Annotated in this window: 17 protein-coding genes; 12 read left to right on the forward strand and 5 right to left on the reverse strand. The window is 71.1% G+C overall.

From position 1 onward, the window contains the following. Positions 1–235: 235 nt before the first annotated feature. Positions 236–1,348, forward strand: coding sequence for a C40 family peptidase (locus ABD481_RS01545; protein ID WP_344663640.1), 1,113 nt, complete (start codon positions 236–238; stop codon positions 1,346–1,348). A gap of 33 nt (positions 1,349–1,381) precedes the next feature. After that, positions 1,382–2,269, forward strand: a complete 888-nt coding sequence (locus ABD481_RS01550) for a WD40 repeat domain-containing protein (protein WP_344663641.1) — start codon at positions 1,382–1,384, stop codon at positions 2,267–2,269. A gap of 151 nt (positions 2,270–2,420) precedes the next feature. On the opposite strand, the gene ABD481_RS01555 is transcribed toward ABD481_RS01550, so the two are convergent. Next, the gene (locus ABD481_RS01555) at positions 2,421–2,786 is read right to left on the reverse strand and encodes a nuclear transport factor 2 family protein (RefSeq protein ID WP_344663642.1); all 366 of its coding nucleotides are present in this window, start codon (positions 2,784–2,786) and stop codon (positions 2,421–2,423) included. Between the two features lie 158 nt (positions 2,787–2,944). Between ABD481_RS01555 and ABD481_RS01560 the strand changes: the two genes are divergently transcribed. The 5 genes from ABD481_RS01560 (at position 2,945) to ABD481_RS01580 (ending at position 10,897) form a co-directional block, all read left to right on the forward strand. Then, the gene (locus ABD481_RS01560) at positions 2,945–4,420 is read left to right on the forward strand and encodes an MFS transporter (RefSeq protein WP_344663643.1); all 1,476 of its coding nucleotides are present in this window, start codon (positions 2,945–2,947) and stop codon (positions 4,418–4,420) included. 98 nt (positions 4,421–4,518) lie between these two features. Beyond that, the gene (locus ABD481_RS01565) at positions 4,519–6,324 is read left to right on the forward strand and encodes an FHA domain-containing protein (RefSeq protein WP_344663644.1); all 1,806 of its coding nucleotides are present in this window, start codon (positions 4,519–4,521) and stop codon (positions 6,322–6,324) included. A gap of 50 nt (positions 6,325–6,374) precedes the next feature. Next, a complete protein-coding gene (locus ABD481_RS01570; RefSeq protein WP_344663645.1) occupies positions 6,375–7,454 on the forward strand; it encodes an RNA polymerase sigma factor in 1,080 nt (359 codons plus the stop codon). A gap of 116 nt (positions 7,455–7,570) precedes the next feature. Next, positions 7,571–8,326 carry an ABC transporter ATP-binding protein gene (locus ABD481_RS01575; RefSeq protein ID WP_344663646.1) on the forward strand — a complete coding sequence of 252 codons (756 nt, stop codon included), beginning with the start codon at positions 7,571–7,573 and terminating at the stop codon, positions 8,324–8,326. A gap of 9 nt (positions 8,327–8,335) precedes the next feature. Further along, a complete protein-coding gene (locus ABD481_RS01580) occupies positions 8,336–10,897 on the forward strand; it encodes an ABC transporter permease (protein WP_344663647.1) in 2,562 nt (853 codons plus the stop codon). A 120-nt stretch (positions 10,898–11,017) separates the two neighbouring features. Here ABD481_RS01580 and ABD481_RS01585 read toward each other — a convergent pair whose 3' ends face one another. Then, complete coding sequence (locus ABD481_RS01585) at positions 11,018–11,863, reverse strand: TIGR03560 family F420-dependent LLM class oxidoreductase (protein WP_344663648.1); 846 nt, start codon at positions 11,861–11,863, stop codon at positions 11,018–11,020. Between the two features lie 27 nt (positions 11,864–11,890). Continuing rightward, entirely contained in the window at positions 11,891–14,161 is a 2,271-nt protein-coding gene (locus ABD481_RS01590; RefSeq protein ID WP_344663649.1) for a LuxR C-terminal-related transcriptional regulator, read from the reverse strand. 140 nt (positions 14,162–14,301) lie between these two features. Between ABD481_RS01590 and ABD481_RS01595 the strand changes: the two genes are divergently transcribed. Next, positions 14,302–15,003: a hypothetical protein gene (locus tag ABD481_RS01595; RefSeq protein WP_344663650.1), complete on the forward strand. Its 702-nt coding sequence runs from the start codon at positions 14,302–14,304 to the stop codon at positions 15,001–15,003. Positions 15,004–15,898: 895 nt separating this feature from the next. Here ABD481_RS01595 and ABD481_RS01600 read toward each other — a convergent pair. Next, a complete protein-coding gene (locus tag ABD481_RS01600; RefSeq protein WP_344663651.1) occupies positions 15,899–16,327 on the reverse strand; it encodes a DUF3052 domain-containing protein in 429 nt (142 codons plus the stop codon). 72 nt (positions 16,328–16,399) lie between these two features. Here ABD481_RS01600 and ABD481_RS01605 point away from each other — a divergent pair, with 72 nt between their 5' ends. The 4 genes from ABD481_RS01605 (at position 16,400) to ABD481_RS01620 (ending at position 21,181) form a co-directional block, all read left to right on the forward strand. After that, positions 16,400–17,251 (forward strand): response regulator transcription factor, encoded by an 852-nt coding sequence (locus ABD481_RS01605; protein WP_344663652.1) that lies wholly within the window; start codon positions 16,400–16,402, stop codon positions 17,249–17,251. Further along, positions 17,244–18,431, forward strand: coding sequence for a sensor histidine kinase (locus ABD481_RS01610; RefSeq protein ID WP_344663653.1), 1,188 nt, complete (start codon positions 17,244–17,246; stop codon positions 18,429–18,431). The genes ABD481_RS01605 and ABD481_RS01610 overlap by 8 nt, the downstream gene beginning before the upstream one ends. Before the next feature lie 138 nt (positions 18,432–18,569). Continuing rightward, positions 18,570–20,423 carry a cell wall-binding repeat-containing protein gene (locus ABD481_RS01615; RefSeq protein ID WP_344663654.1) on the forward strand — a complete coding sequence of 618 codons (1,854 nt, stop codon included), beginning with the start codon at positions 18,570–18,572 and terminating at the stop codon, positions 20,421–20,423. Between the two features lie 149 nt (positions 20,424–20,572). Beyond that, positions 20,573–21,181, forward strand: coding sequence for a DinB family protein (locus ABD481_RS01620; protein ID WP_344663655.1), 609 nt, complete (start codon positions 20,573–20,575; stop codon positions 21,179–21,181). Between the two features lie 384 nt (positions 21,182–21,565). Here ABD481_RS01620 and ABD481_RS01625 read toward each other — a convergent pair whose 3' ends face one another. Further along, on the reverse strand, positions 21,566–23,674 hold the full coding sequence (locus ABD481_RS01625; protein WP_344663656.1) for an MFS transporter: 2,109 nt from the start codon (positions 23,672–23,674) through the stop codon (positions 21,566–21,568). Positions 23,675–23,798 lie beyond the last annotated feature (124 nt).

The following is a 23,798-nucleotide window of genomic DNA, read 5'->3' on the forward strand; positions in this document are numbered from 1 at the left end:
AGCTTGCAGTGCAGACACGATGACCGCCTGCCTCCAGTCCTGTGGTTATAACGGTGGTGTTCGTCGTACTCACGATGATGTGGTGTCACTGCCGGTAGCGTAGGGAACTCAGTCTACGAGGATGACGCGGACGGCAGATAGCTTGCCTATGGTGTCGTTTTCCTGATTCCGTCCGCGGCACACCTTGGTTATCGGGTCGTCCGATGATCGTCCGAAGGGGAGAGGAAGAGGTCTGATGCGCACGTCGGTGATCGTCGGCGCGGGTCTGGTGGCCACGCCCTTCCTCCTTGTCGGAGCGATCGTGGTCGGCACCATGAGCGTGGCCGCCGGCAGTTCGACGGCGACCACCGGAGTGGGCCGGATCGCCGAGGGTACCGTACCGGCCGACTATGCGGTACTCATGGAGAAATCAGGGCACATGTGCCCGGAGCTCACCCCCTCGCTGCTGGCCGCCCAGCTCTACCAGGAGTCGGGCTTCGACCCGAACGTCGTCTCCCCGGCCGGCGCCATCGGGATCGCCCAGTTCATGCCCGGCACCTGGCCGAACTGGTCCTCGCCGCAGGACGGCGACGGCAAGCAGGACCCGCGCAGCCCGGCCGACGCCATCCCGGCCGCCGCCCGCTACGACTGCGCCATCGCCCACCAGCTCTCCGGCATCGGCGGCGACCACGTGGCCAACATGCTGGCCGGCTACAACGCCGGCCCCGGCGCCGTCCAGCAGTTCCAGGGCATCCCGCCCTACACCGAGACCCAGGCCTACGTGAAGAACATCAAGGCCCTGGAGCAGGCCTTCCGCGCCCCGGACCCGGTGCTGGCGCCCTCGGACATGGCGGTCCGCGCGATCTCCTACGCCTACAACCGCCTGGGCACCCCCTACGAGTGGGGCGGCGACGGCACCGACGGCCTGTTCGACTGCTCCGGCCTGGTCCAGGCCGCCTACACCTCGGTCGGGATCACCATGCCCCGCACCGCCTCCGAGCAGTGGTACACCGGCCCGCACGTCCCCACCGACCAGCTCCAGCCCGGCGACCTGGTCTTCTACGCCACCAACCTGAAGAACCCCGGGTCCATCCACCACGTCGGCATCTACGTCGGCGGCGGCGCCATGATCGACGCCCCGCACACCGGCGCGGTGATCCGCTTCGACCCCATCGCGGCCGCCGACTACCTGGGCGCCACCCGGCCCCAGCCGCTGGTCGTCGACGCCGCCGTGGACGCCTCGACGCCGCAGGCCAAGCGCACCGCGCCGGGCACCCCGGCCGCCCCGGGCCAGACTCCGGCGCCGAACCAGAACCCGACTCCGGCCACCACGCCCGCCACCCCGTCGACCGCCGCCAAGAAGCGGTAGCTCGGGCACAGTCACCGTGGAGCGGCTGGAAACGTGGACACCGACGATCCGCTCTACGAAATAGATCTGACCGATCCCGAAGCGCTCGCCGCGCCGATGAGACGAACCTCACGTCGCGAGGCCCTCGGGCTGCTGGCCGGGACCCTGGCCCTGGCCGGCGGCGCGGGCCGAATCCTCATACGGGACAAGGGAAAAGACCCTCAACCCACGACCCTGACGGTCGAACTCGTCGCCTCCTCCACCCGCGCGCGCACCACCACGTCGAAGGCCTCTGCCATGCCACCCGGCGCGCCAGTCGTCACATCTCTGGCCGACCGCTCCTTCGAAGCGGACGGCTCAACGGTGAAGATCTGGCAAACATCCGACGTGGCGCACGCGCACATCCTCGCCACAACTCGCGCCCGGGGTGTCATCACGAGCCTGGCCCCGCGCCCGCCCCGGGCCCGCCAGGTGGCGGTCGCCGGACTCTGGGGCACCGAGCTCCTCGATCTCAGCAACATCAACGCCCTGAAGGGTCAACTGCTGATACCGACCAACACCGGCGACTTCGAACCCTGGACGGCCTTCGCCCCCGACGGCAGAACCCTCGCCACCTGCGACACCGAGCACGTCGTCCTCTGGGACCTCGGCTCCAAAACCGCCGACCTCGCCAGCCGCCGCACCATCCCGGCGACCTTGCCCCGCTTCACGTTCGTGGGCGACGACCTCCTGGCTGTCGCCCAGACCGGCGACGCGACCATCCAGTTCTGGAGAACGTCCCGCACTCCGGCCGTGATCCAGACCTACACCGGCCCCGTCGGCCAGGATGTCGAGCTCTCGGCAGGCCTCGACGGCTCCGGCACCACGCTCACGGTCGTCCAGACGCGCGCCGACCAGAGCACGACCCAGATCCTTCGCATAACCCACACATCGAAATCCTGAATACGCCGACGCCGACCCGCCGACACACCGCCGCCAACACGCCGACACACCGACACCAACGCGCCAACACGCCGAGGGCGCCGGCCGGAGCCTCAGCTCCAGACCGCCGCCCTGAGACCGCGCCCCGTCTCCGACGCCCACGCATCGGGTCTCACATCGCGGGAACCTTGTCCAGGAACCCCGCCACCGCGCCGATCCGCCCGTCCGGCGCGATCAGCGCCACGTCGAAGCCGACCACCAGCGCCTCGTCGTCCCCGGCGGCCAGCTCCCAGGTGAAGCGGACCACGTCGTGGTGCGCGTCCGGGGCGCCGGCGAGGCGGAAGCTGAGGCCCGCGAACTGGGCCTGGGCGCCGGCGATCAGCGCGCCGAGCTCGTCGTGGCCGCGCACCGAGGCCAGCGGGTCGGTGTACTCGATCTGCTCGACGAACACCTCCGCGATCTTCTTGGCGCGGGCGCCGGCGTCGGTCTCGTTCCACGCGGCGATGTAGCCGTCGACGAGGTTCGTCACGTCAGTCATGGCAGTGCCTTCCGTCCCGGCCCCGGCTTGCCCGGCGGCCTGTGTCCCCAACACTGCCGTCCGGGCTCCTGACCAGGCGATTACCTGCGAGGTAAAGCCGAGAGGGTTACCTGCCAGGTAATCGCGGGCCTGCCCTCCCCGCCGCCATCGTCTATCCCATGACCGCAACCGAGACCCGGCCGGCGACACCGGCCAGCCCGGCGCAGAAGGCGCCCGCCAAGCCCGCCAACACGGCCGACACAGCCCCCACCGCCAAGGCCCAGAACCTCACCCTCCTGGTGCTGCTCGCCGGCGTCTTCATGACCACCCTCGACGTCTTCATCGTCAACGTCGCCATCCCGGAGACCCAGCGCGACCTCCACGCCTCCCCGGCCGCCATCCAGTGGATCGTCGCCGGCTACGGCCTCACCGTCGCCGCCGGCGTCATCACCGCCGGCCGCCTCGGCGACATGTTCGGCCGCCGCCGCATGTACGCGCTCGGCATGGCGCTGTTCACCGCCGCCTCGGCCGCCTGCGGCCTGGCCCCCACCGCCGGAATGCTGATCGCGGCACGCGTCGTGCAGGGTATCGGCGCGGCGCTGCTGAGCCCGCAGACGCTGGCCATCATCGGCACCGCCTTCGAGGGCGCCAAGCGGGTCCGCGCCTTCACCGCCTACGCGCTGGCCATGGGTCTGGCGGCGGTGTTCGGCCAGCTGATCGGCGGCGTGCTGATCGACATGGACTTCGGCGGTCTGGGCTGGCGCAGCTGCTTCCTGATCAACGTCCCGGTCGGCGCGGTGGCGCTGACCCTGGTGCCGCGCGCCGTCCCGGAGTCCCGGGCCGCCGGTCGGACCCGCCTGGACCTGCCCGGCGTCGCCCTCGTCAGCGGCGCGCTGGTGGCCACCGTGCTGCCGCTGATCCAGGGCCAGAGCCAGGGCTGGCCGCTGTGGACCTGGCTGAGCTTCGCCGCCGCGCTGGTCCTGTTCGGCGCCTTCGGCTGGTACCAGGGCCGGCTGGCCGCCGCCGACCGGGCCCCGCTGATCGACCCGGCGCTGTTCCGCACCAAGGGCTTCGGCAAGGGCATCGTGGCGCAGATCGTCTTCTGGATGGGTCAGGGTTCGTTCTTCCTGGTCTTCGCCCTCTACGTGCAGCTCGGCCGCGGCCTGGACGCCCTGCAGGCGGGCCTGATCTTCACCCCGATCGGCGCCGGCTACCTGGTGACCTCCATGACCGCGCAGAAGGTGGTCGCGAAGCTGGGCCGGCAGACGGCCGCCGTCGGCACCCTGCTGATGGCCGCGAGCCTGGTGGACATGATCGTCACGCTGCACCTGACCGGCACTGACGGCTCCCTGCTCTGGCTGGTCCCGGCGCTGGTCGCCGACGGCGCGGGGATGGGCCTGACCATCGGCCCGCTGGCCGCCGCCGCGATGGGCCGGGTCGCCCCGCAGCACACCGGCGCCGCCTCCGGCGTGGTCTCCACCGTGATGCAGGTCGGCGGCGCGGTCGGCGTCGCGGTCATCGGGATCGTGTTCTACTCCACGCTCGGCGCCGCTCCCACCCCCGCCGCCTACGCCAACGCCTTTACCGCCGGGCTCGAACTCCTCGCCGGAGTCGCGGTCGCGGTAGCGATACTCCTGCAGTTCGACAAGGACTAGTGCAACGCCGACACGACGGCACCATCATGGAGACGTACCAAGTCTCGGTGATGGTGCCGTCGCTGTTGTGCGCGGGCGCCTGAGGTGAGTTTTCGGTGATGGGGGGACTTACTGTGCTGTGCCATTCGTGTCGATATCAGGTCCGCAAGGACTTCCCGTACTGCCTGCGCTGCGGTACCCAGCGCAAGAAGGCGCAGGTCGACCAGTTCGACGCGCCGCAGCTGCGGCAGCCCGGCTCCACCGGCGCCTCGGTGGCCAAGGTGTCCAGGGAGCCGTTCACCATCGGGCGCTCCTCGGGCTGCGACCTGAAGCTGGACCATCCTTCGGTGTCCCGGGAGCACGCCCGCATCGTCCGGGAGTCCGGCTCCTACTATCTGGAGGACCTGGGCTCGCTGAACGGCATCCGGGTCGACAGCGGCCTGGGGCCGCAGGACGCCGAGCGCATCCGTGGCGGCAAGGCCCGGCTGCACGACGGCTCCGTCGTGTTCGTCGGCGACGTCGCCCTGATCTTCGAGCAGCCGCGCACCGCCGCGATCGGCTCCAAGACCATGGTCCGCCCGGCCGGCATGACGATGCTGGCCCCGGCCCGGGAGCTCATCAGCCCGGCCGACGCCATCGCCGACGAGCACGCTCCGGCCGAGCCGCTGTCCGCCACCCCGCGCAAACGCTCCGGCTGGGCCCTGAAGCAGATCCCCGACGACCGCGGCCGCCTGGAGTGGGCCCTGCGCAACACCCGCACCGGCGCCTATCTGAGCCTGGACGAGCGCCAGGTCTTCGTCTGGAACCAGATCGACGGCCGCGCCACCACCCGCGACCTGCTGTTCGCCTACCTTGAGGAGTACGGCGAACTCGCGCTGCCGCGCATCGAGCAGGCGCTGAAGATGTTCGCCTCGGTGGACCTGGTCGCCGGACTGCCCGGCCAGCGCAGCACCGCGGAGCTGTCGTTCTGGCGCCGTGCCGGCCGCGCCACCCTCAACGCCCTGCTCCGCATGGAGATCTCGGTCAAGGGCCTGGACGGCCTGATCGAGCGCGGCTACCGCCGCTTCGGCTGGTGGTTCTTCACCCGCCCGGCGATCCTGCTGCTGGCCCTGGTGGTCCCGGCCGGCCTGGCCGCGTTCTGGTTCGACCGCGACAAGTACAAGCTGCTCGACACCGAGGGCGCCGGCCCCTGGGGCGGGGCGATCGTCCTCATCGTGTTCTTCGCCGCCTGCACGGTGCACGAGATGGCGCACGCCATGGCGGTGAAGTCCTACGGCCGCCGGGTCAACCGCGGCGGCTTCATGATGATGATGGGCATGCCGTTCGCCTTCGTCGACACTTCCGACATGTGGCTCGGCTCGCGCTGGTCCCGGGTCGTGGTCGCGCTGTCCGGACCGCTGGTCACCGCCGAGATCGCCGGCGGCCTGGCGATCGGCGCCTACTACTCGCACTCGGCGCTGGCCGGCGCCATCCTGTTCCAGATCGCCTTCGCCCTGTATCTCAATACCCTGTACAACTTCAACCCGCTGATGCCGCTGGACGGCTACATGGCGCTGTCCGACGCGATGCGCTTCCCGCGCCTGCGCGAGGAATCGCGCGCCTACTTCACCCGCGGCCTGTGGCGGGACCTGCGCCGCCGCAAACTGCCGACGCTGAAGCAATGGGGCATGACCCTCTACGGCCTGTGCGCCATCCTCGGCACCTACGGCTTCATCGCCCTGGGCATCCTGGCCTGGAACGGCCGCATCGGTAAGTTCGTCCACAAGAGTGTGCCCGACCCCTGGGCCCACATGATCATCGTGGCCGGGATCGGCGTCGTGCTGTTCCCCGTCTGGTACGGCTATTTCAAGGCCCTGACCCGCCTGCTGCGGCGGCTCGGCGACAAACGGCAGCGGCGCGTGAGCCAGGCCCCGGCCAAGGCTTAGCGCCGGAACCGAAGCACCACAAGGAGTTTCCGACGGACGACGAAGAGGCGGTGGCCCGCGCCAAAGCGGGTGACCAGGAGGCGTTCACCCTCCTGGTCACCCGCTACACGCCCCTGGCCCGCCGCACCGCGCAGCTCACCGGCGCCGGCGACGACGCCGACGACGTGGTGCAGGAAGCCTTCGCCAAGGCCCTGCGCGGGATCGGCGGGTTCCGCGACGACGGCACCTTCCGGCCCTGGCTGCTGCGGATCGTCGTCAACGAGACCCGCAACCTGCACCGCGGCAGCCTCCGGCGCGCGCGGCGCGAGGACTTCGTCCAGAACGGCGTCGCGCTGCTGGACCGCAGCTCCGAGGAGGAGGCGCTCGCCACCATCACCCGCGAAGGCCTCCTGGAAGCGGTCAAAGGCCTGCCGGAGCGCGACCGCGCGGTCATCGTCTGCCGCTACTTCCTGGAACTCTCCGAGGCCGAGACCGCCGAGATGCTCGGACTTCCGCGAGGCACGGTGAAGTCCCGGCACTCCCGGGCCATCGCCCGCCTGCGCACCGCCGCCACCGCGCTGGCCCTGGTCCTGGCCGCCCTCGGCCTGGCCGCCGCGGTCTCGCCCCAGGTGCGCGCCGCGATCGAGCGCGTCCTGCACTTCGCCGGCGTCGAGGTGCACCACGGCTCGCTGCCCGCGCCTGCCCCACCCCCGTCACAGGCCCCGACCGCCCTGACCCTCCCCGGCGAGCACGAGACGACGCTCGCGGCCGCCCGCCGGGCCGTGTCGTTCCCGATCACCGTGCCGCCCGGGCTCGGCACGCCGTCGCGCGTCACCGTCAGCGACAGCGGCCGCGTCGTATCGCTGATCTTCGGCGACGGCGCGCGCCTCGACGAGTTCGATGGACACCTCTCCGAGGTCTTCACCAAGATCGCCTACGGCAACGACCCGGTCGACGTCACCGTCGACGGCGCGCCCGGCTGGTGGATCGCCGGACCCCAGGACGTCGTCTACGTCGACCGCGCCGGCCGGCAGGTCACCGCCACCGCGCACCGCACCGACGGCACCCTGGTCTGGCAGTCCGACGCCGTCTCCTACCGCCTGGAGGGCATCGCCGACCGCTCGGAGGCGGTCGCCGCGGTCTCGCGCTGACTCCGCTCGAAGCACCACTGACTCCGCTCGAAGCAGCGCTGACTCCCCTCGAAGTACCGCGAGAGCCTTCCGCCGTACGACTACACCGCAGCACCGCCGCGAGTGGAATCGACGGTATGAACGCCACCCCGACCACGACGACCATCACGGCACCGGCCGCCCGCGCGGTGGCGGCCGTCAAGCGCTACGGCAGCGGCGACGCGGCCGTCTACGCCCTCGACGGTGTCACCGTCGCCCTCCCGACCGGCCGCTTCACCGCCGTCATGGGCCCCTCCGGATCCGGCAAGTCCACCCTCATGCACTGCCTGGCGGGCCTGGACCGGCTCACCTCCGGCCAGATCTACATCGGCGACGTCGAGCTGGGCACCGCCTCCGACAAACAGCTCACGCTGCTGCGCCGCGAGAAGCTCGGCTTCGTCTTCCAGTCCTTCAACCTGCTGCCCACGCTGTCCGCCGGCGAGAACATCACCCTCCCGCTGGACCTGGCCGGCCGCACCCCGGACCAGGACTGGCTGCGGACCGTCGTCGACACCGTCGATCTCGGCGACCGGCTCAAGCACCGGCCCGCCGAGCTCTCCGGCGGCCAGCAGCAGCGGGTGGCGGTGGCCCGGGCCCTGGCCGCGCGCCCCGAGGTGGTGTTCGCCGACGAGCCCACCGGCAACCTCGACTCCCGATCCGCCGCCGAAGTCCTGCGCCTGCTGCGGACCATGGTCACCGACCTCGGCCAGACCCTGGTGATGGTCACCCACGACCCCTCCGCCGCCGCCTACGCCGACGAGGTCCTGTTCCTGGGCGACGGCCGGCTCGTGGACCGCCTGGAACAGCCGACGCGGGACGCCGTGCTGGCCCGGATGCAGCGCTTCGGCGACTGAGGGAACACCATGCTCACCATCGCCCTGCGCAACCTCACCGCGCGCCGCCGCCGGCTGATCGGCACCTTCCTGGCGGTCTTCCTCGGCGTGGCCTTCCTCGCCGGCACCATGACCCTGAACGCCACCCTGTCGCGCAACTTCGACAACCTCTTCGCGACCGCCGACAACGGCGTCGCGGCCGTCGTGCGCTCGGACACCCTGATCTCCGACTCCGCCCGCACCGGCCCGATCGGCGGCCTGCGGGCCCCGGTCCCGTCCCGGCTGGCCGACACGCTGCGCACCGTGCCCGGCGTCGCCGCCGCCGAGCCCGACATCGTCGGCTACGGCCAGCTGCTCGGCGCCGACGGCAAGGCGGTCGGCGGCAACGGACCGCCGCGCCTGGCCGGCAACTGGATCCCCTCCGAGCAGCTGAACGCCTACCACCTGGTCGCCGGGCGCGCGCCGCGCGACGTCGCGGCCGGGCAGCCGGTCGAGGCGGTCATCAACCGGGGCGCCGCGAACTCCGGCAAGCTGAAGCTGGGGGACACCACGACCGTGCAGACCCCGCTGCCGGTCCGCGTCACCATCGTCGGCATCGCCGGATTCGGCGGCCAGGACGGCATCGGCCAGTCCACCTACGTCGGCTTCACCCAGACCGTCGCCGAGAAGTACGTCGGACGCGCCGGGCAGGCGACGCAGATCATGGTCGCCGCCAAGAACGGGGCTTCGCAGGATACTGTCGTCGCCGCCGTGACCAAGGCGCTGCCCTCCGGCGTCTCGGCGATCAGCGGCGCGGCATATACGAAGGCGAACACCGACGCCATCGGCAAGGCGTTCCTGACCTTCTTCAAGGCTTTCCTGCTCGTCTTCGCCGCGGTGGCGCTGCTGGTGGCGTCGTTCTCGATCCACAACACCTACACGATCCTCACCGCACAGCGGACCAGGGAGAACGCACTGCTGCGGGCATTGGGCGCATCCCGCGCCCAGATCCTGCGGTCCTCCCTGGCCGAAGCCGCCCTGCTGGGGCTGCTGGCCTCGGCGGTCGGCGTGCTCGGCGGCCTGGGCATCGCCCAAGGGCTGAAAGCGCTGTTCGACGCCGCCGGATTCGCGCTGCCCGCCGGGGGACTGGCGGTCACCTGGACCACGATCCTGCTCGCGCTGCTGGTCGGCGTCGGCGTGACGGCGCTCGCCGCCCTCGGCCCGGCGGTCCGGGCCTCGCGGGTCCCGCCGCTGGCCGCTTTGCGGGAAGCGGCACTTGGCGAAGCGCGCTCCGGATTCGGACGGGTGCGCACGCCCCTGGGCGCGGTGCTGCTGGGCGGCGGCGTGGTGCTGGCCGTGGCCGGCGGCTCGATCGCGGCGGCCGGCGCCGGCGCGGCGGCCACCACGGTCGGCGTCGTCCTGCTCGGCCCGGTAGCGGCCCGCGCTGCGGTGCGGGTGCTGGGTTCGCTGGTGACGGCCGGCGGCCGGCTGGCGGGCACCACCGGCGTGCTGGCCCGCCGCAACGCCGCCCGGGACCCGCGCCGCACCTCGGCGACCGCCACGGCGCTGATGGTCGGGGTCGCGGTGGTGACGCTGCTGACGGTGTTCGCCACGTCGGTGAAGCAGTCGCTGAAGGACGACGTCGACCGGTCGTTCGCGGGCGATCTGGCCGTGTCCTCGCCGGCCTTCGGCGGCGGCGGCCTGAGCCCGCAACTAGCCGCGGACCTGCGCCGGGTGCCCGGGGTCGAAGCCGCGGTCGGCATCGGCACGGGGACGGCGTCGATCGGCGGCGCGTCGGCCGACGTGACGTTCGCCGACACCGACAGCCTGGCGCGCGCGGTGTCGCTGGACGTGCGCGGAGGCTCGGTCGCGGCCCTCGCCGGCGGCCACGCGGTCGGCGTCTCGGACAAGGAGGCCAAGAAGCACCCGCTCGGCAGCACTGTGTCCGTGATGTTCCCGGACGGCAGCACCGGCACCGTCCCGGTGGGCCTCGTCTACGGCCCGCGCGGCTCCTTCGAGGACTACCTGATCGACGCCGCGACCTGGTCGCGGCACGCTGATCAGGCCACTGACACCCAGGTGATCGTGAAGCTCGCCCCGGGGACGTCGCCGGCGGCCGGACGCGCCGCGCTGACCGCGGCCGTGGTCCCCTGTGGCAGCCCGGACGTGCAGGACCGGCAGCAGTTCGCCGACGCGCAGGCGTCCGGCGTGGACGTGGTCCTGACCATCTCCTACGTGCTGCTGGTGCTCGCGATCGTGATCGCGCTGGCCGGGATCGCGAACACCCTGGCGCTGTCGGTGCACGAGCGGACGCGGGAGCTGGGCCTGCTGCGCGCAGTCGGCCTGACCCGCCGCCAGGCCCGGTCGCTGGTGCGCTGGGAATCGCTGCTGGTGGCGCTGTTCGGCACACTCGGTGGCGTCGCGCTGGGCACCTTCCTCGGCTGGACGCTGGTCCGCGCCGCGAGCTCGTCCACCGCGATCGCCTTCGCCGCCTCGCCGCCGATCCTGCTGCTGATCCTGGCGGCCGGGGCCGCCGCGGGCGTGCTCGCCGCCGCCCGCCCGGCCCGCCGGGCCGCCCGGCTCGACCTGCTGGCGGCCATCGGGCAGGAGTGACCGGAGAGGGACCGGAGTGGCCGGGACCGGAGTGGCCGGAGTGACCGGAGCCGGACCGCGGACTCGGCCGGCGGACCCTGAGGGGGTGTCCGCCGGCCGCTTCCGTCCGTCAGCCGGCCCTCAGCCGATCTCGCGCAGGCGCGGCAACGCCTCGGCGACCCACTCGGCGCGCGCGACCGGGTTGTCGTATCCGAGGACCAGCAACGGATCGGTGACCCCGATCGCCGCGAACTCCTCGACCCGGCGCAGCATCGCGTCGACGTCGTCGCCGGTCCGGATCTGCACCGAGCGGCGGATCGTCGCCGGGTCGCGCCCGATGTCGGCGCAGTGCCGGTCCAGCACCCCCGACAGCTCCGCGAACGGCTCCGGGTCGCCGCCCGGCGCGTTCCACACCGCCGCGTACTCCGCCGCCATCCGCAGCGTCCGCCTCCGGCCGGTGCCGCCGATCCAGATCGGCGGATGCGGGGTCTGCACCGGCTTCGGCTCCGCGATCGCGTCCTTCAGCTGGTAGTGCTTGCCGTCGAAGGTGGTCCGGGGCTGCGTCCACAGCGAGGTCAGGATCTGCAGCGCCTCCTCCAGCCGGTCCGCGCGGTCGCCGGCGGTGCCGAACGGCAGCCCGAACATCGTGTGCTCGTTCTCGGCCCACGCCGCCCCGATGCCGAACTCCAGCCGGCCGCCGGACAGGTGGTCCACGGTCACCGCCATCTTCGCCAGCTCGCCCGGATGCCGGTAGGTGTTGCCGGTCACCGAGCAGCCGATCCGGACCCGGGTGGTCAGCGCCGCCGCGCCGGCCAGCGCGGTCCAGGCCTCGAAGATGTCGCCGTCGTCGTCCCCGTTGATGGTCGCGAAATGGTCCATGTTCCAGACGTGGTCGAAACCGGCCTCGTCGGCGATGCGCCAGACCTGCCGGTATTCGTCGATCGTCGCGTGCTGGCTCAGCTTGATGCCGATGCGGAGAGTCGCCATGCCTCCAGTCCTACCGCACCCGGACCCCTACAAGTCCCGGAACAGCCGTGCCAATTCCGCGCGCCGCCGGATGTGCAGCTTCGCGTAGACCACACCCAGGTGCTGCTCCACTGTGCGCGGCGAGATGCCCAGCGCGGCCGCCGCCTCGTCGTTCGTCGCGCCGCCGGCCGCCAGCCGCGCCACCCGCAGCTCCTGCGCGGTCAGCGCCGCCAGCGTGTCGTCCACCGGCTTGGCACCCCCGCTCAGCTCGGCCTCGACCCGCGCCAGCCAGGGCCAGGCGCCCAGCGTCGCGAACCGGTCCGCCGCCGCCTCCAGCCTTGTCCGGTCGCCGTCCAGCCGCGCGTAGGCGAGCAGTGTGCGGGCCTCCTCGTACCGGTCGCCGGTCTCGGCGTGCAGCCGCAGGGCGGCCTCGAAGCACGGCTTCGCCGACCGGGCCTCGCCGACCTGGCCGAGACAGCGCTCGGCGACGGCGCGCGCCACCGTCGAGGTCGACTCGCCGGCCAGCTCCTGCGCCCGCTGCGCGGTCTTGCGCGCCCGCGCCAGCTCCCCGATCCGCAGCGCCGCCTCGACCAGGTCCCCGGCCACCGGCAGCACCGAGGGCTCGCGCACCCCGAGCCGCTCCAACCCGTCGGCCACCCCGCCCAGCGCCGTGGTCGCCTCCCGCCACCGGCCCTCGGCCAGGTGCGCGGTGCCCACGGCGTGCCGGGACCACATCGCGTACGCCTCCGCGCCCAGCGACTCGGCCTCCAGCGCCGACGCCGGCTCGGTCGGCGCCCCCATCAGGGAGCTGACGCGCAGCGCCAGTCCGCGCGCCACCGCCCGCACCGGCTGCTGCCCCAGCTGGGAGGCCAGCGCCGCCGCCTCCTCCGCGTCGTCCCGCGCCGTGGGCCAGGTCCCCAGCCGGAACCCGGCCTCGGCCCGCACGATGAGCAGCGCCGGCAGGTGCTCGGTGGCGCCGTAGGCCCGCAGCAGCGCGATGGAGCGGTCCAACACGGCCGCCGCGCCGCCGCCGTCGCCGGTCCACATCGCTCCCGCCGCGATCGCGGGCAGCGTCAGCGGGCCCATGTCCAGCGGATCGGCGAGCAGCGCCGCGGCCACCACCGGCCCGAGCATGGCCTCGGCCTCGGCCGCCTTCCCGGCGACGATCAGCCCGATCGCGGTCCCCGGCGTACCGGGCTCCAGCAAAGTCTTGATATCGCCCTGCACGGTCCGCACCGCCGAGGTCCGCGCCGCGATCCGGTCCAGCCGCAGATGCAGCGTCGGCTCGTCGGTGAGGATGCGGGCCTCGCGGATGGCGCGCCCGACCCCGCCCAGGTCGCCCACCAGCCGCGAGGTGTCCGCGGCGCCGGCCAGCCACCGGGCCCGCGCCGACGAATCAGGGGACAGACTCGCCGCGCGCCCGTACGCGGCCCGGGCCGCCTCCAGCGCGCCCCGCAGCCGGGCCCCGTCCGCGGCCCGCCCCAGCGCCACCGCCGCGTGCGCGTCCGCGGCCGACGCCGCCCCGGCCAGATGCCGGGCCAGGATCTCGCCCTTCTCCGCGGCCCGCAGCTCGGCGATCGCCTCCACGAACGCCGCGTGCGTGGCCCGCCGCTCCGCCGGAGTCGCCGCCGCGTACACGGCGGTCGCCACCCCGTGGTCGCGGAACCGCCACCCCGCCCCGGTCGCCTCCACCAACCCGTCGGCGACCGCCGGGGCCAGGTCCCCGACATGCAGCCCGAGCCGGCCCAGCGCGCCCCCGACCTCGTCCACGTGCCCGGTGGCACTGGCGGCCACCACCAGCAACGCCCTGGACGTGGCCGTCGGCAGCTCCGTGGCCGCGGCCGCCCGCCGCACCGCGACGGTCACCGCCCCCAACGACCCGAACGGACTGCGCCGCACGTCGTCGACGCCCAGCACCCACCCCACCGGCGCCTGCTTCGTGGCCCGCACCGCCACCGCGATCGCCGCCGCCGACTCCGGATCCAGCCAGTGCGCGTCCGCGACCACCGCCAGTACCGGCGCCCCGGCCGCCGTCCGCACCACCAGATCGGCCACCGCGGCCCCCAGCAGATGCGGCCCCCCGGCCCCGACATCGAACTCCGACCCGTCCGCGAGCGGGCGCACCAGATCCGCCAACCCCGCGAACGCCAACGCCGCCTCGGCCTGGAACCCGGCCGCCCGCAGCACCCGGAAGCCGTCGACAGGCCACTCGGGCCCCCCGACGGCAGCCAACTCCGCCGAGGTGGCCCCACCCAACAGCAGGGCACCGCCCCGGCCATTCCGCACGTGCTCGAGGAGGGTCTGCACGGGCTGCCGCATGCGATTCAGCCTACTGGCGCGAAGCACTAGGGAAAGGCCGGATCCCGCCAATCGAATCCTGGGGCTCAATAGTGATGAGACCACAAACGACAGCGACCGGCCACCAGCCGGCGCGTAGGGGGAGAAGGGGGGCCGCAGCAATGTCTGAGGCCAAGTACCGCGAGATCGTCGCCCGCATGGCGATCGACACCGAGTTCGCGCAGTCCGTGATGGCCGACCCCGACGGGTTCGCGGCCACCAACGGCCTCACCGAGGACGAAGCCGGCCGCCTGCGCGCCGTCCGCGTCGAAGCCGGCACCGCGGCCCCGAGCCGCCTGGGCACCCGCCTGTCGAAGACCGGCTTCGGCGGCGCCCACCACGCTCTGCACCACGACCACCACGAGAGCGACTCGCACTACGAGCACGACAGCCACACCGAGTCCGACCAGCACCACTCCTCGAGCAACCACGGCTCGCACCACGAGGACGACTCCCACTACGAGCACGACAACCACACCGAGTCCGACCAGCACAGCTCCAACTCCGGCCACGGCCACCACAACGAGAACGACTCGCACTACGAGCACGACAACCACACCGAGAGCGACCAGCACCACTCCGACTCCGGCCACGGCCACCACACCGAGGACGACTCCCACTACGAGCACGACAGCCACACCGAGTCCGACCAGCACCACTCCGACTCCGGCCACGGCCAGCACCACGAGGACGACGTCCACTACGAGCACGACGAGCACACCGAGATCGACACCCACACCCAGACCGGCCCGCACGGCAGCGAGACCGACACCCACTTCGAGCAGGACGAGCACACCGAGTACGACTCGCACTCCGAGAGCTGATGCCCCAAGCACCCGCATCACTCCCCAGCGCAAGTGGGGGACCTGGACAGCCTCGGCGCACCACGCGCCGGGGCTGCCTGGCGTGGGGGAGGGGAGCGGAGGCGAGGATTGGTGCCACCGCGAACGGAGACAATCGCGACGACTCGCCTGCCCGACAGCATCGCAACCGACTGTCTAGCTACGGCTAGAACCGGCGGCGGCTAGCAGAACTGACCGGCGCTGCAATTGACAGCCTGGCCAGTATCGCGACCGGCGGCGGCCAGCGGAACCGGTCAGCATCGCAACCGATTGCCCAGCCACCACCGCAACCGGCGGCGGCCAGCAGAACCGGTCAGCATTGCGACGGGTCGCCCAGCCCAGCATCAGAACCGGCGGCGGCCAGCGGAACCGGTGGTCATTGCAAGCGAGCGCCGCTCCACCACTTTGACCGGCGGCGGCTAGCAAGACTGATATGGGTCGCGACCGGTCGCCTCGCTTTTTGCTTTGCCCCAAAGTTAGGTCTTCGGTTCCGGTCTTTCCGTCGCTTCGGCGGGCGTAGCCAATCGCGCCGCCCAGGCGGTGTCAAGGCTCGCATGAGCTGGGGCACAAGCCTGAAGGGTCGCCTTGATACCGCCTGGGCGGTGTGATTCCTTTAGGCGACGATGCGACGGAAAGGCCGGGACCGAAACCGGAACCACCGACCAAGGCCGCGCCGGCCCGCCTGGCCCACTCTTTCCAGAGCGAGGCCCTCCCCGGAGGGGCCGCCGGAGGCGCAGTTGACCTTGACTGGCCTTTGATCTGGCCTTTGACCTTGGGTTTCCCCACCCCCGCAACAGTTCTCGGAGACTGACTCCACCCCCCACCCAACGACCGCCACCGACCAGTCAGCACCGTGGCCGAAGGTCGTCAACATCAGTCACCGATGCGTAAGCCGATACACCAACTTCAACCCCGACCACGTCTCATCGATAGCCGCCACCTTCACATCGACCAACCCGATCGGCAACGCAAGCGCCTCATCCCGAACAACACTGTCGCTCACATCAGTCTTGATCTTCGAAGCCTTCTTCGGCCAGCACACCCACAGCGACCCATTCGTCGCCATCCTCGCGGGCAGCGTCGCGTAGACCTCCTCCAACGCCACGCGATCCATAACAAACGCGAGGATCACGTCGTAGACGACCTCATCCTCCCCACCCACCCGCTCAACGACCACGTCATCCGGCATCGGCTGCGGATCGAACCCATCAGGCGCGTCGTGGAGCAACACGCGATGCCCGGACTTGATGCCGAGCTTCTTGGGCAGCGGTGTGCCGGAGTAGCCGGATGCTGAGGTGGTGGTCACAATCGCAACACTAAATGCCCGGGCAGACTAGATCCGGTAACTCCCCACCTCAGCCCCCAAGGGAACGCCAGCGTGACCGAAACTCCCAGCGCCGAACCCCCCACCACCCCCACCACCCCCACCACCCCCATCCTCATCATCGACGACGACACAACCGTCGCCGAAGTAGTAGCCACCTACCTCACCAACGCCGGCTACAAAGTCCGCCACGCCCCCGACGGCCCCTCCGCCGTCGCCGCCGCGACAGCCCACCTCCCCGACCTCATGATCCTCGACCTCATGCTCCCCGGCTTCGACGGCTACGAAGTCCTGCGCCGGGTCCGAACCCTCGGCGAAGTCCCAGTCATCATGCTTACCGCCCTCGGCGAAGAAGACGACCGCATCCTCGGCCTCCAAGTCGGCGCCGACGACTACGTCACCAAGCCCTTCAGCCCTCGCGAACTGGTCCTCCGCGCCGCAAGCGTCCTGCGCCGCTCCCAGAGCGCCACCCCCACTCCAACTCTGCAAGCGGCCCCGACCCCGGAAACAGCCCCCTTACCCACCTCCCAACCCCCCGCCTTCCAACCCCCCACCACCCTCACCGCCGGCCCCCTCCACCTAGACCTCACCGCCCACAAAGCAACCCTCCACACCCACCCCCTCCCCCTCACAGCCCGCGAATTCGACCTCCTCTCCTTCCTCCTCGCCAACCCCAACCAAGCCTTCACCCGCGCCGAACTCATGAAAAACGTCTGGGGCTGGACCTTCGGCGACCAATCCACTGTCACCGTCCACATCCGCCGCCTCCGCGAAAAGATCGAACCCGACCCCGCCTCTCCCACCCTCCTGGTCACCGTCTGGGGCCTCGGCTACCGCCTGGACCCAAACGGCCTCGACCCCCACGGCCTCGCTGACCCCCACCCCCACACCGACCCCCATGCGTGACCAACTCCTAGTAATCGCCATGGGCGCCGGCTCCGCCCTAGCCGCCTCCCTCCTCGGCTGGCTCACCCTCCGCGCCCTCCGCGGCCACTCCCTCCAATCCGCCCTCTTTGCCTCCGCCGCAACCGGCGTCCTCTCTGTCTTCGCAGGCATCACCATCGCCTCCCGCGCGATGTTCATCTCCTCCCACGACGCCGCCGTCTCCCTCATCGTCTCCGTCTCCGGCGCCGCCGTGACGCTGCTCCTCGTGTTCCTCCTCGGCCGCAGCCTTGCCCGCGACAGCCAAACCCTCCGCACCGCCCTCCAAGCTCTCGGCGACACGCTCCAAACCCCAACCCCAACCCAAGTCCCAACTCAACCCCTCCAAACCGCCGAACTCTCCCGCCTAGCCCACGACCTCCAATCCACCCGCACCAAACTCACCGAATCCCGCGCCCGCGAACGCGCCCTCGAACAATCCCGCCGCGACCTCGTAGCCTGGGTCTCCCACGACCTCCGCACCCCCCTCGCCGGCCTGCGCGCCATGGCCGAAGCCCTCGAAGACGGCGTCGCCCCCGACCCCGCGCGCTACTACACCCAAATGCGCGAGGCCACCGACCGCCTCACCGGCATGGTCGACGACCTCTTCGAACTCTCCCGCATCCACTCCGGCACACTGCGCCTCACCATCGAGACCGTCCCCCTCGCCGACCTCGTCGACGGCGTCGTCTCCGAAGCGCGCCCCCTCGCCGACGCGCGCAACACGAAGCTCGTCGCGGCGATCCCCACCCCAAGCCCCACCCTCCGAGGCGACATCCGGCAGCTCTCCCGAGCCCTCTCCAACCTCGTCGTCAACGCGATCAACTACACCCCCGACGGCGGCAACATCACCATCGAGGCCACCTCCACCTCCACCTCCACCTCCACCGCCTCCGAAATCGCCCTCTCCGTCACCGACACCTGCGGCGGCATCCCCGAAGCCGACCTCTCCCGCGTCTTCGACATCGCCTGGCGCGGTACGCAAGCCCGCACTCCCACCCCCACCCCCCCCCCCCCCACCCCCCCCCCCACCCCCACAACCACCGGCGCCGGCCTAGGCCTCGCCATCGTCCGCGGCATCGCCGAAGCCCACTCCGGCACAGTCACCGTCGCCAACACCACCAACGGCTGCCGCTTCACCCTCCACCTACCCGTCTCCTCCTGACCAAGATCTCTACCTAAGATCCGATTCACCCCCATCGTCTACATAAACCGCACCAGTTTTAGACCAACCTCACCCCCCATAACCCTCACCCCCCTCCCCAGCGTCTAGGTTGAACGAGACCACACGGGAGGGATTGTCATGAACCGCATCCGCTTGACCGCATCCGCCGTAGCCGCATCCTCACTGGGCTCCCTGGGACTGGCCGGCATCGGAGCGTCCAGCGCCCACGCCGCCATCGCCCCCACCACCGCCTTCAGCGGCAAGGGCTTCGACGTCTGCAACGCCCCCAGCGACGCGCAGATGGACGACTGGTACGCCCACTCCCCCTACCGCGGAGTCGGCGTCTACATCGGCGGCTCCCACTACGCCTGCGGCTCCGCCGCCGCGCCCTCCGGCGGCTACACCCCCGACTGGGTGCAGCACCAGGCCGCGACCGGGTGGGGGATGTGGGCCATCTACGCGGGCAAGCAGGGCCCGGACCTGATCGCGGCTGGCGCGAACCCGCAGGCCCTCGGTGCCGCGGACGGCGCCGACGCCGTCAAGCAGGCGCAGACGCTGGGCTTCGGCTCCGGCACGACGATCTTCCTCGACATGGAGCCCTACCACGAGGACGCGACCGCGCAGGCCGTGAACACCTACATCAAGGCCTTCGCGGCCGGGCTCTCCCAATCCGGCTACCACCTCGGCGTCTACGGCGGCTCCGGCAACCCGGCGACCGGGCACAGCGTGATGAGCGACATCGTCGCCGACCCCTCCCTGAGCTCCGTCGTCGCCGCGGTCGACATCGCCGGCACCACCGCGGACCAGGCGAACTTCAACGCCACCACCAACGATCCCTACGTCCCGGCCGCCCTCTGGGGCAAGCACCAGCGGATCCACCAGTACTTCCAGAACGTCAGCCGCAAATACGGCTCCACGACGCTGACCGTCGACGAGAACCAAGTGGACCTGGCCCCCTCCGCCCACGTCCAGTTCGACCCCGCCACCAAGCGCGCCGTCCGCCTCGCCGGCAACGACCGCATCGGGACCGCCGTGGCCACCTCGCAGGAGCTGTGGCCGAACACCACCGGCGACGTCAACGACTTCTACGCCCCCGGCGACAAGCGGCCACTGGCCAAGACCGCCGTCCTGACCCGCTCCGACTACTTCTACGACGCCCTCGGCGGCTCCGCGTTGGCCGCGCATCTCGGCGGTCCGCTGCTGCTCAGCTCCACCGCCGCCCTGGACCACGCCACCGCGCAGGAGCTCACCCGCACTCTGCCGCGCGGCGCCACCGTCTACCTGCTCGGCGGCGAGGCGGCGTTGTCGTCGGGCGTCGAGAAAGCCGTGCAGAATCTCGGCTTCGCCACCAAGCGCCTGTCCGGCAGCGACCGCTACGCCACCGCGACCGCGATCGCCTCCACGATGGCGACGGACATGCGCGACTCCGGGGGCAAGCCGGCCGTGCAACGCGTGCTGCTGGCGACCGCGCAGAACTTCCCGGACGCCCTCGCCGCCGGCACCGCCGCCGGGGCCACCCCGGACACCGTTCTCGTGCTCACCAACGACGCGCAGATGCCGGCCGCGACCGCCTCGTTCCTGCGCACCTGGGCCAGCACCCCTGCCGGGGCGAACGTATACCCGATCGGCGGCGCGGCGAACAGCGCAGCCAAGACCCTCGGCAGCGCCGTCCCGGCCGGCAACCTGAAGCTCGACACGCTGGTCGGCAAGGACCGCTACGCCACCGCCGCCCTCGTGGCGCGGCAGTTCTTCGGCTCCACCGGGACCCCGCACTTCTACGGCCTGGCCACCGGCCTGAACTGGGCCGACGCGCTGTCCGGCGGTGCGGCCATGGGCACCCTGGACGGGCCGCTGCTGCTCACCGACCCCAAGGCTCTGCCTTCCTCCACGCGCGGGTTCCTCAACGACGAGAAGGCCGGCGGCTCGATCGACACCGGCCTCGTCTTCGGCGGGACCGCGGTGATCACGGCGCCGGTCTTCAACAGCCTCTGATCCACCCCGCCGCGCGGCCCGGTCTCACCGCACCACACAACACCACGATCGAAAACCGGGCCGCACTGCCTTCCCGCCACCCGCCAGCCCCATCTCAGAGTTCGAAATCTTCTGAGCTCCCCGGGCCGCCCTTGGCACGCTCGCTTCCCATGAGCGACGACACCAAGGACTCCACCGACCCCAACGACCCCAACAACTCCGTGAAGGCCCACCTGCTCGCCAGCCTGCGCTTCCACCGCGAAGTGCTGATCTGGAAGCTCGACGGCCTGTCCGAGTACGACATCCGCCGCCCGCTGACCGTTACCGGCACCAACCTCCTGGGCCTAGTCAAACACGCCGCCACCTGGGAAGCCCGTTACTTCGGCGAGGTCTTCGGCCGCCCCTTCCCGGAGCCGATCCAGCCCTGGCAGGAGGCCGACGGCAGCGACCTCTGGGTGCGCGCGGACGAGACCCGCGACGAGATCATCGCCTTCTACGGCCGCGCAGCCCAGCACGCCGACGCGACGATCGAGACACTCTCGGCCGACACGCCCGGCCACGTGCCCTGGTGGCCGGAGCCCGAGACGACATTGATCAACATCCTGATCCACATGCTCCTCGACATCAACCGCCACGCCGGCCACGCCGACATCCTCCGCGAAGGGCTCGACGGCCGCACCGGGGGAGCGGCCAAGTACGAGGAGCCCATCAACGCGGCCGCCCGCGAGGCGCATTTCGCAACGGTCGAGGCCGCCGCTCAGCAGGTCTTGGACCACTGACAAACGCGATCTCGACTCGCCGGCCAGCATCGCCGGCCAGCATCACGGGCCAACATCACCAACCAGCATCACCGGCCGCATCGTCGACCAACACCATCGGCCAGCATCACCAACCAATACCACCGGCCAGCATCACGGACCAGCATTACGGACCAGCATCACCGACCAACATCACCGGCCAGCACCACCGACCAACATCACCAACCGACCAGTTCCACCTGACCGGCCGGTCGGCTGCGCAGATTAGTCGCGGCACAAATTAGTTGCTGTGCAGATCAGCTGCGGCACAGATCAGTTACAGCACAGATCAGTTACAGCGCAGATCACTTACAGCACAGATCAGCGGCGGCGCAGACCGCCGCCGCAGGCCAAAACCACCCACCCCTACAACCCCAACCCCGCCCCACTCTCCAGCCCCGGCCCCGACCCTGCCCCCGGACCCGACCCCGACCCCGACCCCGCCCACAAAGCACTGTCCTCCTGATCCAACGTCGAATCCGCCAACTGCCGCAACATCGTCAACAACTCCGCATGCTGCTCCGGCGACCACCCGTCCAGCTGATCCGTCAGTATCGCCCGCCGCGCCGCGCTCAGCGCGTCCACCGCCGCCTCCCCGGCCTCCGTCATCACCAGCGTCTGGTGCGGCGGGCTCCCGTGGACCGCGGCGCGGCCGGTGGACACCAGCGTGTCCAGGTGCGGACGGATCTCCGCCATCGACAGCTTCAGTCGCCCGGGGATGTCCTCGATGCGGGTCGGGCCGTACTGTTTCAGCCGGAACAGGCCGTAGGCCTCTGGCACCGTGATGTCGATCCCTGACTTCGCGATGCTCTGCGAGTACCGTTCCTTCACGTTCTGCCGGCTCGACAGCACCGTCAGCGCCCGCTCCAGCTCGTCGATCGACGTGCGCTGCGTCGGGCCGGTCGCCGCCTCGGCGGCCCCGGTGCCGCGCGTTGTCGTGCGCAGCGGCACCTCGCGCAGGAACAGCGAGAGCAGGAACGCCAGCGCGCACAAGGGGATCGCGTAGACGAACACGTAGTGCAGCGCGTGCGCGTAGACGTGCAGGAACGGCTGCGTGACCGCCTTCGGGTACTCCTTGATCAGCTTCGGATCCTCGATCGCCTTCTGGAACGGGAACGCCGGGTCGATGTGCCCGGCGGCCACCGCGTCCTTCAGCTCGGAGGTCAGCTTGTTGTTGAAGACGGTGCCGAACACCGATGCCCCGAACGCGCCGCCGATCGAGCGGAAGAACGTCACCGCGCTCGTCGCGGTCCCCAGCTCCTCGTAGTCCACGTTGTTCTGCACCGCGATGATCAGCACCTGCATCACCAGGCCCAGCCCCAGGCCGAACACCAGCATCGCCATCGCGTTGTAGAAGGTGGTGGACGTGTCCGTCATCCGCGACAGCATCCACGCGCCGACCGTCATCACCGCGGTGCCGACGATCGGGAAGATCTTGTAGCGGCCGGTCTTGCTGATCAGCTGCCCGGAGCCGATCGAGGCGATCAGCACCCCGGCCATCAGCGGCAGCAGTTGCAGCCCGGACACCGTCGGCGTGGCGCCGTGCACGATCTGCATGTAGAGCGGCAGGAACGTCAGGCTGCCCATCATGCACAGCCCGAGCACGAAGCCGATGGTGCTGCACATCGCGAACACCGAGTTGGTGAACAGGTGCAGCGGCAGCACCGGCTCCTTGGCGTACTTCTCGGCGAAGAACCAGCCGATCAGCAGCACCACCGCCAGGCCCGAGCAGGCCAGCACCTGCCAGGAGCCCCAGGCCCAGGTGCTGCCGCCGAAGCTGGTGACCAGGATCAGGCAGCTGGCCGCGGCGGCGATCAGGAAGGTGCCCAGGTAGTCGATCACCGGCTTGCGGTGCGCGGTGTGGGTGCGCATCCCGATCGCCACCACCACCAGCGCGATCGCGCCCACCGGCAGGTTGACGTAGAAGACCCAGCGCCAGCTCAGGTGGTCCACGAAGAACCCGCCGATCAGCGGGCCGATGACGCTGGCCACGCCGAACACCGCGCCGATCACGCCCTGGTACTTGCCCCGGTCCCGGGGCGGCACCACGTCGGCGATCAGCGCCATCGACAGCACCATCAGGCCGCCGCCGCCGATGCCCTGGAGCCCGCGCGCGGCGATCAGCTCGCCCATGTTCTGCGCCATGCCGCACAGCGCCGAGCCGATCAGGAAGACGATGATCGAGATCTGGAAGACCCGCTTGCGGCCGAACTGGTCGCCGAGCTTGCCCCACAGCGGCGTGAGCGCCGTGGAGGCCAGCAGGTAGGAGGTCACCACCCACGAGATGTGGTTGGCGCCGCCGAGGTCGGAGACGATGGTCGGCAGCGCCGTGGAGACGATGGTCTGGTCCAGCGCGGCCAGCAGCATGCCCAGCATGACGCCGGCGAAGACCAGGGCCACCTCGTTGTGCGGGCCGGCGGGGGCGCCCGCGTGGCGTCCCCCGCCGGATCCGGCTGCTGTCGTCGCTTCGCTCACCGCACCAGCTCACCACGGTTTGCGCGGTGCCGCCGACGCGGTGCGTCGAACGGGTGAGCCGCGCGGATGTTCGACCCCTGAGGGCCTTGCCGCCCAGCTCACCGCACTGGCTCGTCGCACCGGT

The sequence above is a fragment of the Catenulispora yoronensis genome (assembly GCF_039531695.1).
Taxonomy (GTDB): domain Bacteria; phylum Actinomycetota; class Actinomycetes; order Streptomycetales; family Catenulisporaceae; genus Catenulispora; species Catenulispora yoronensis.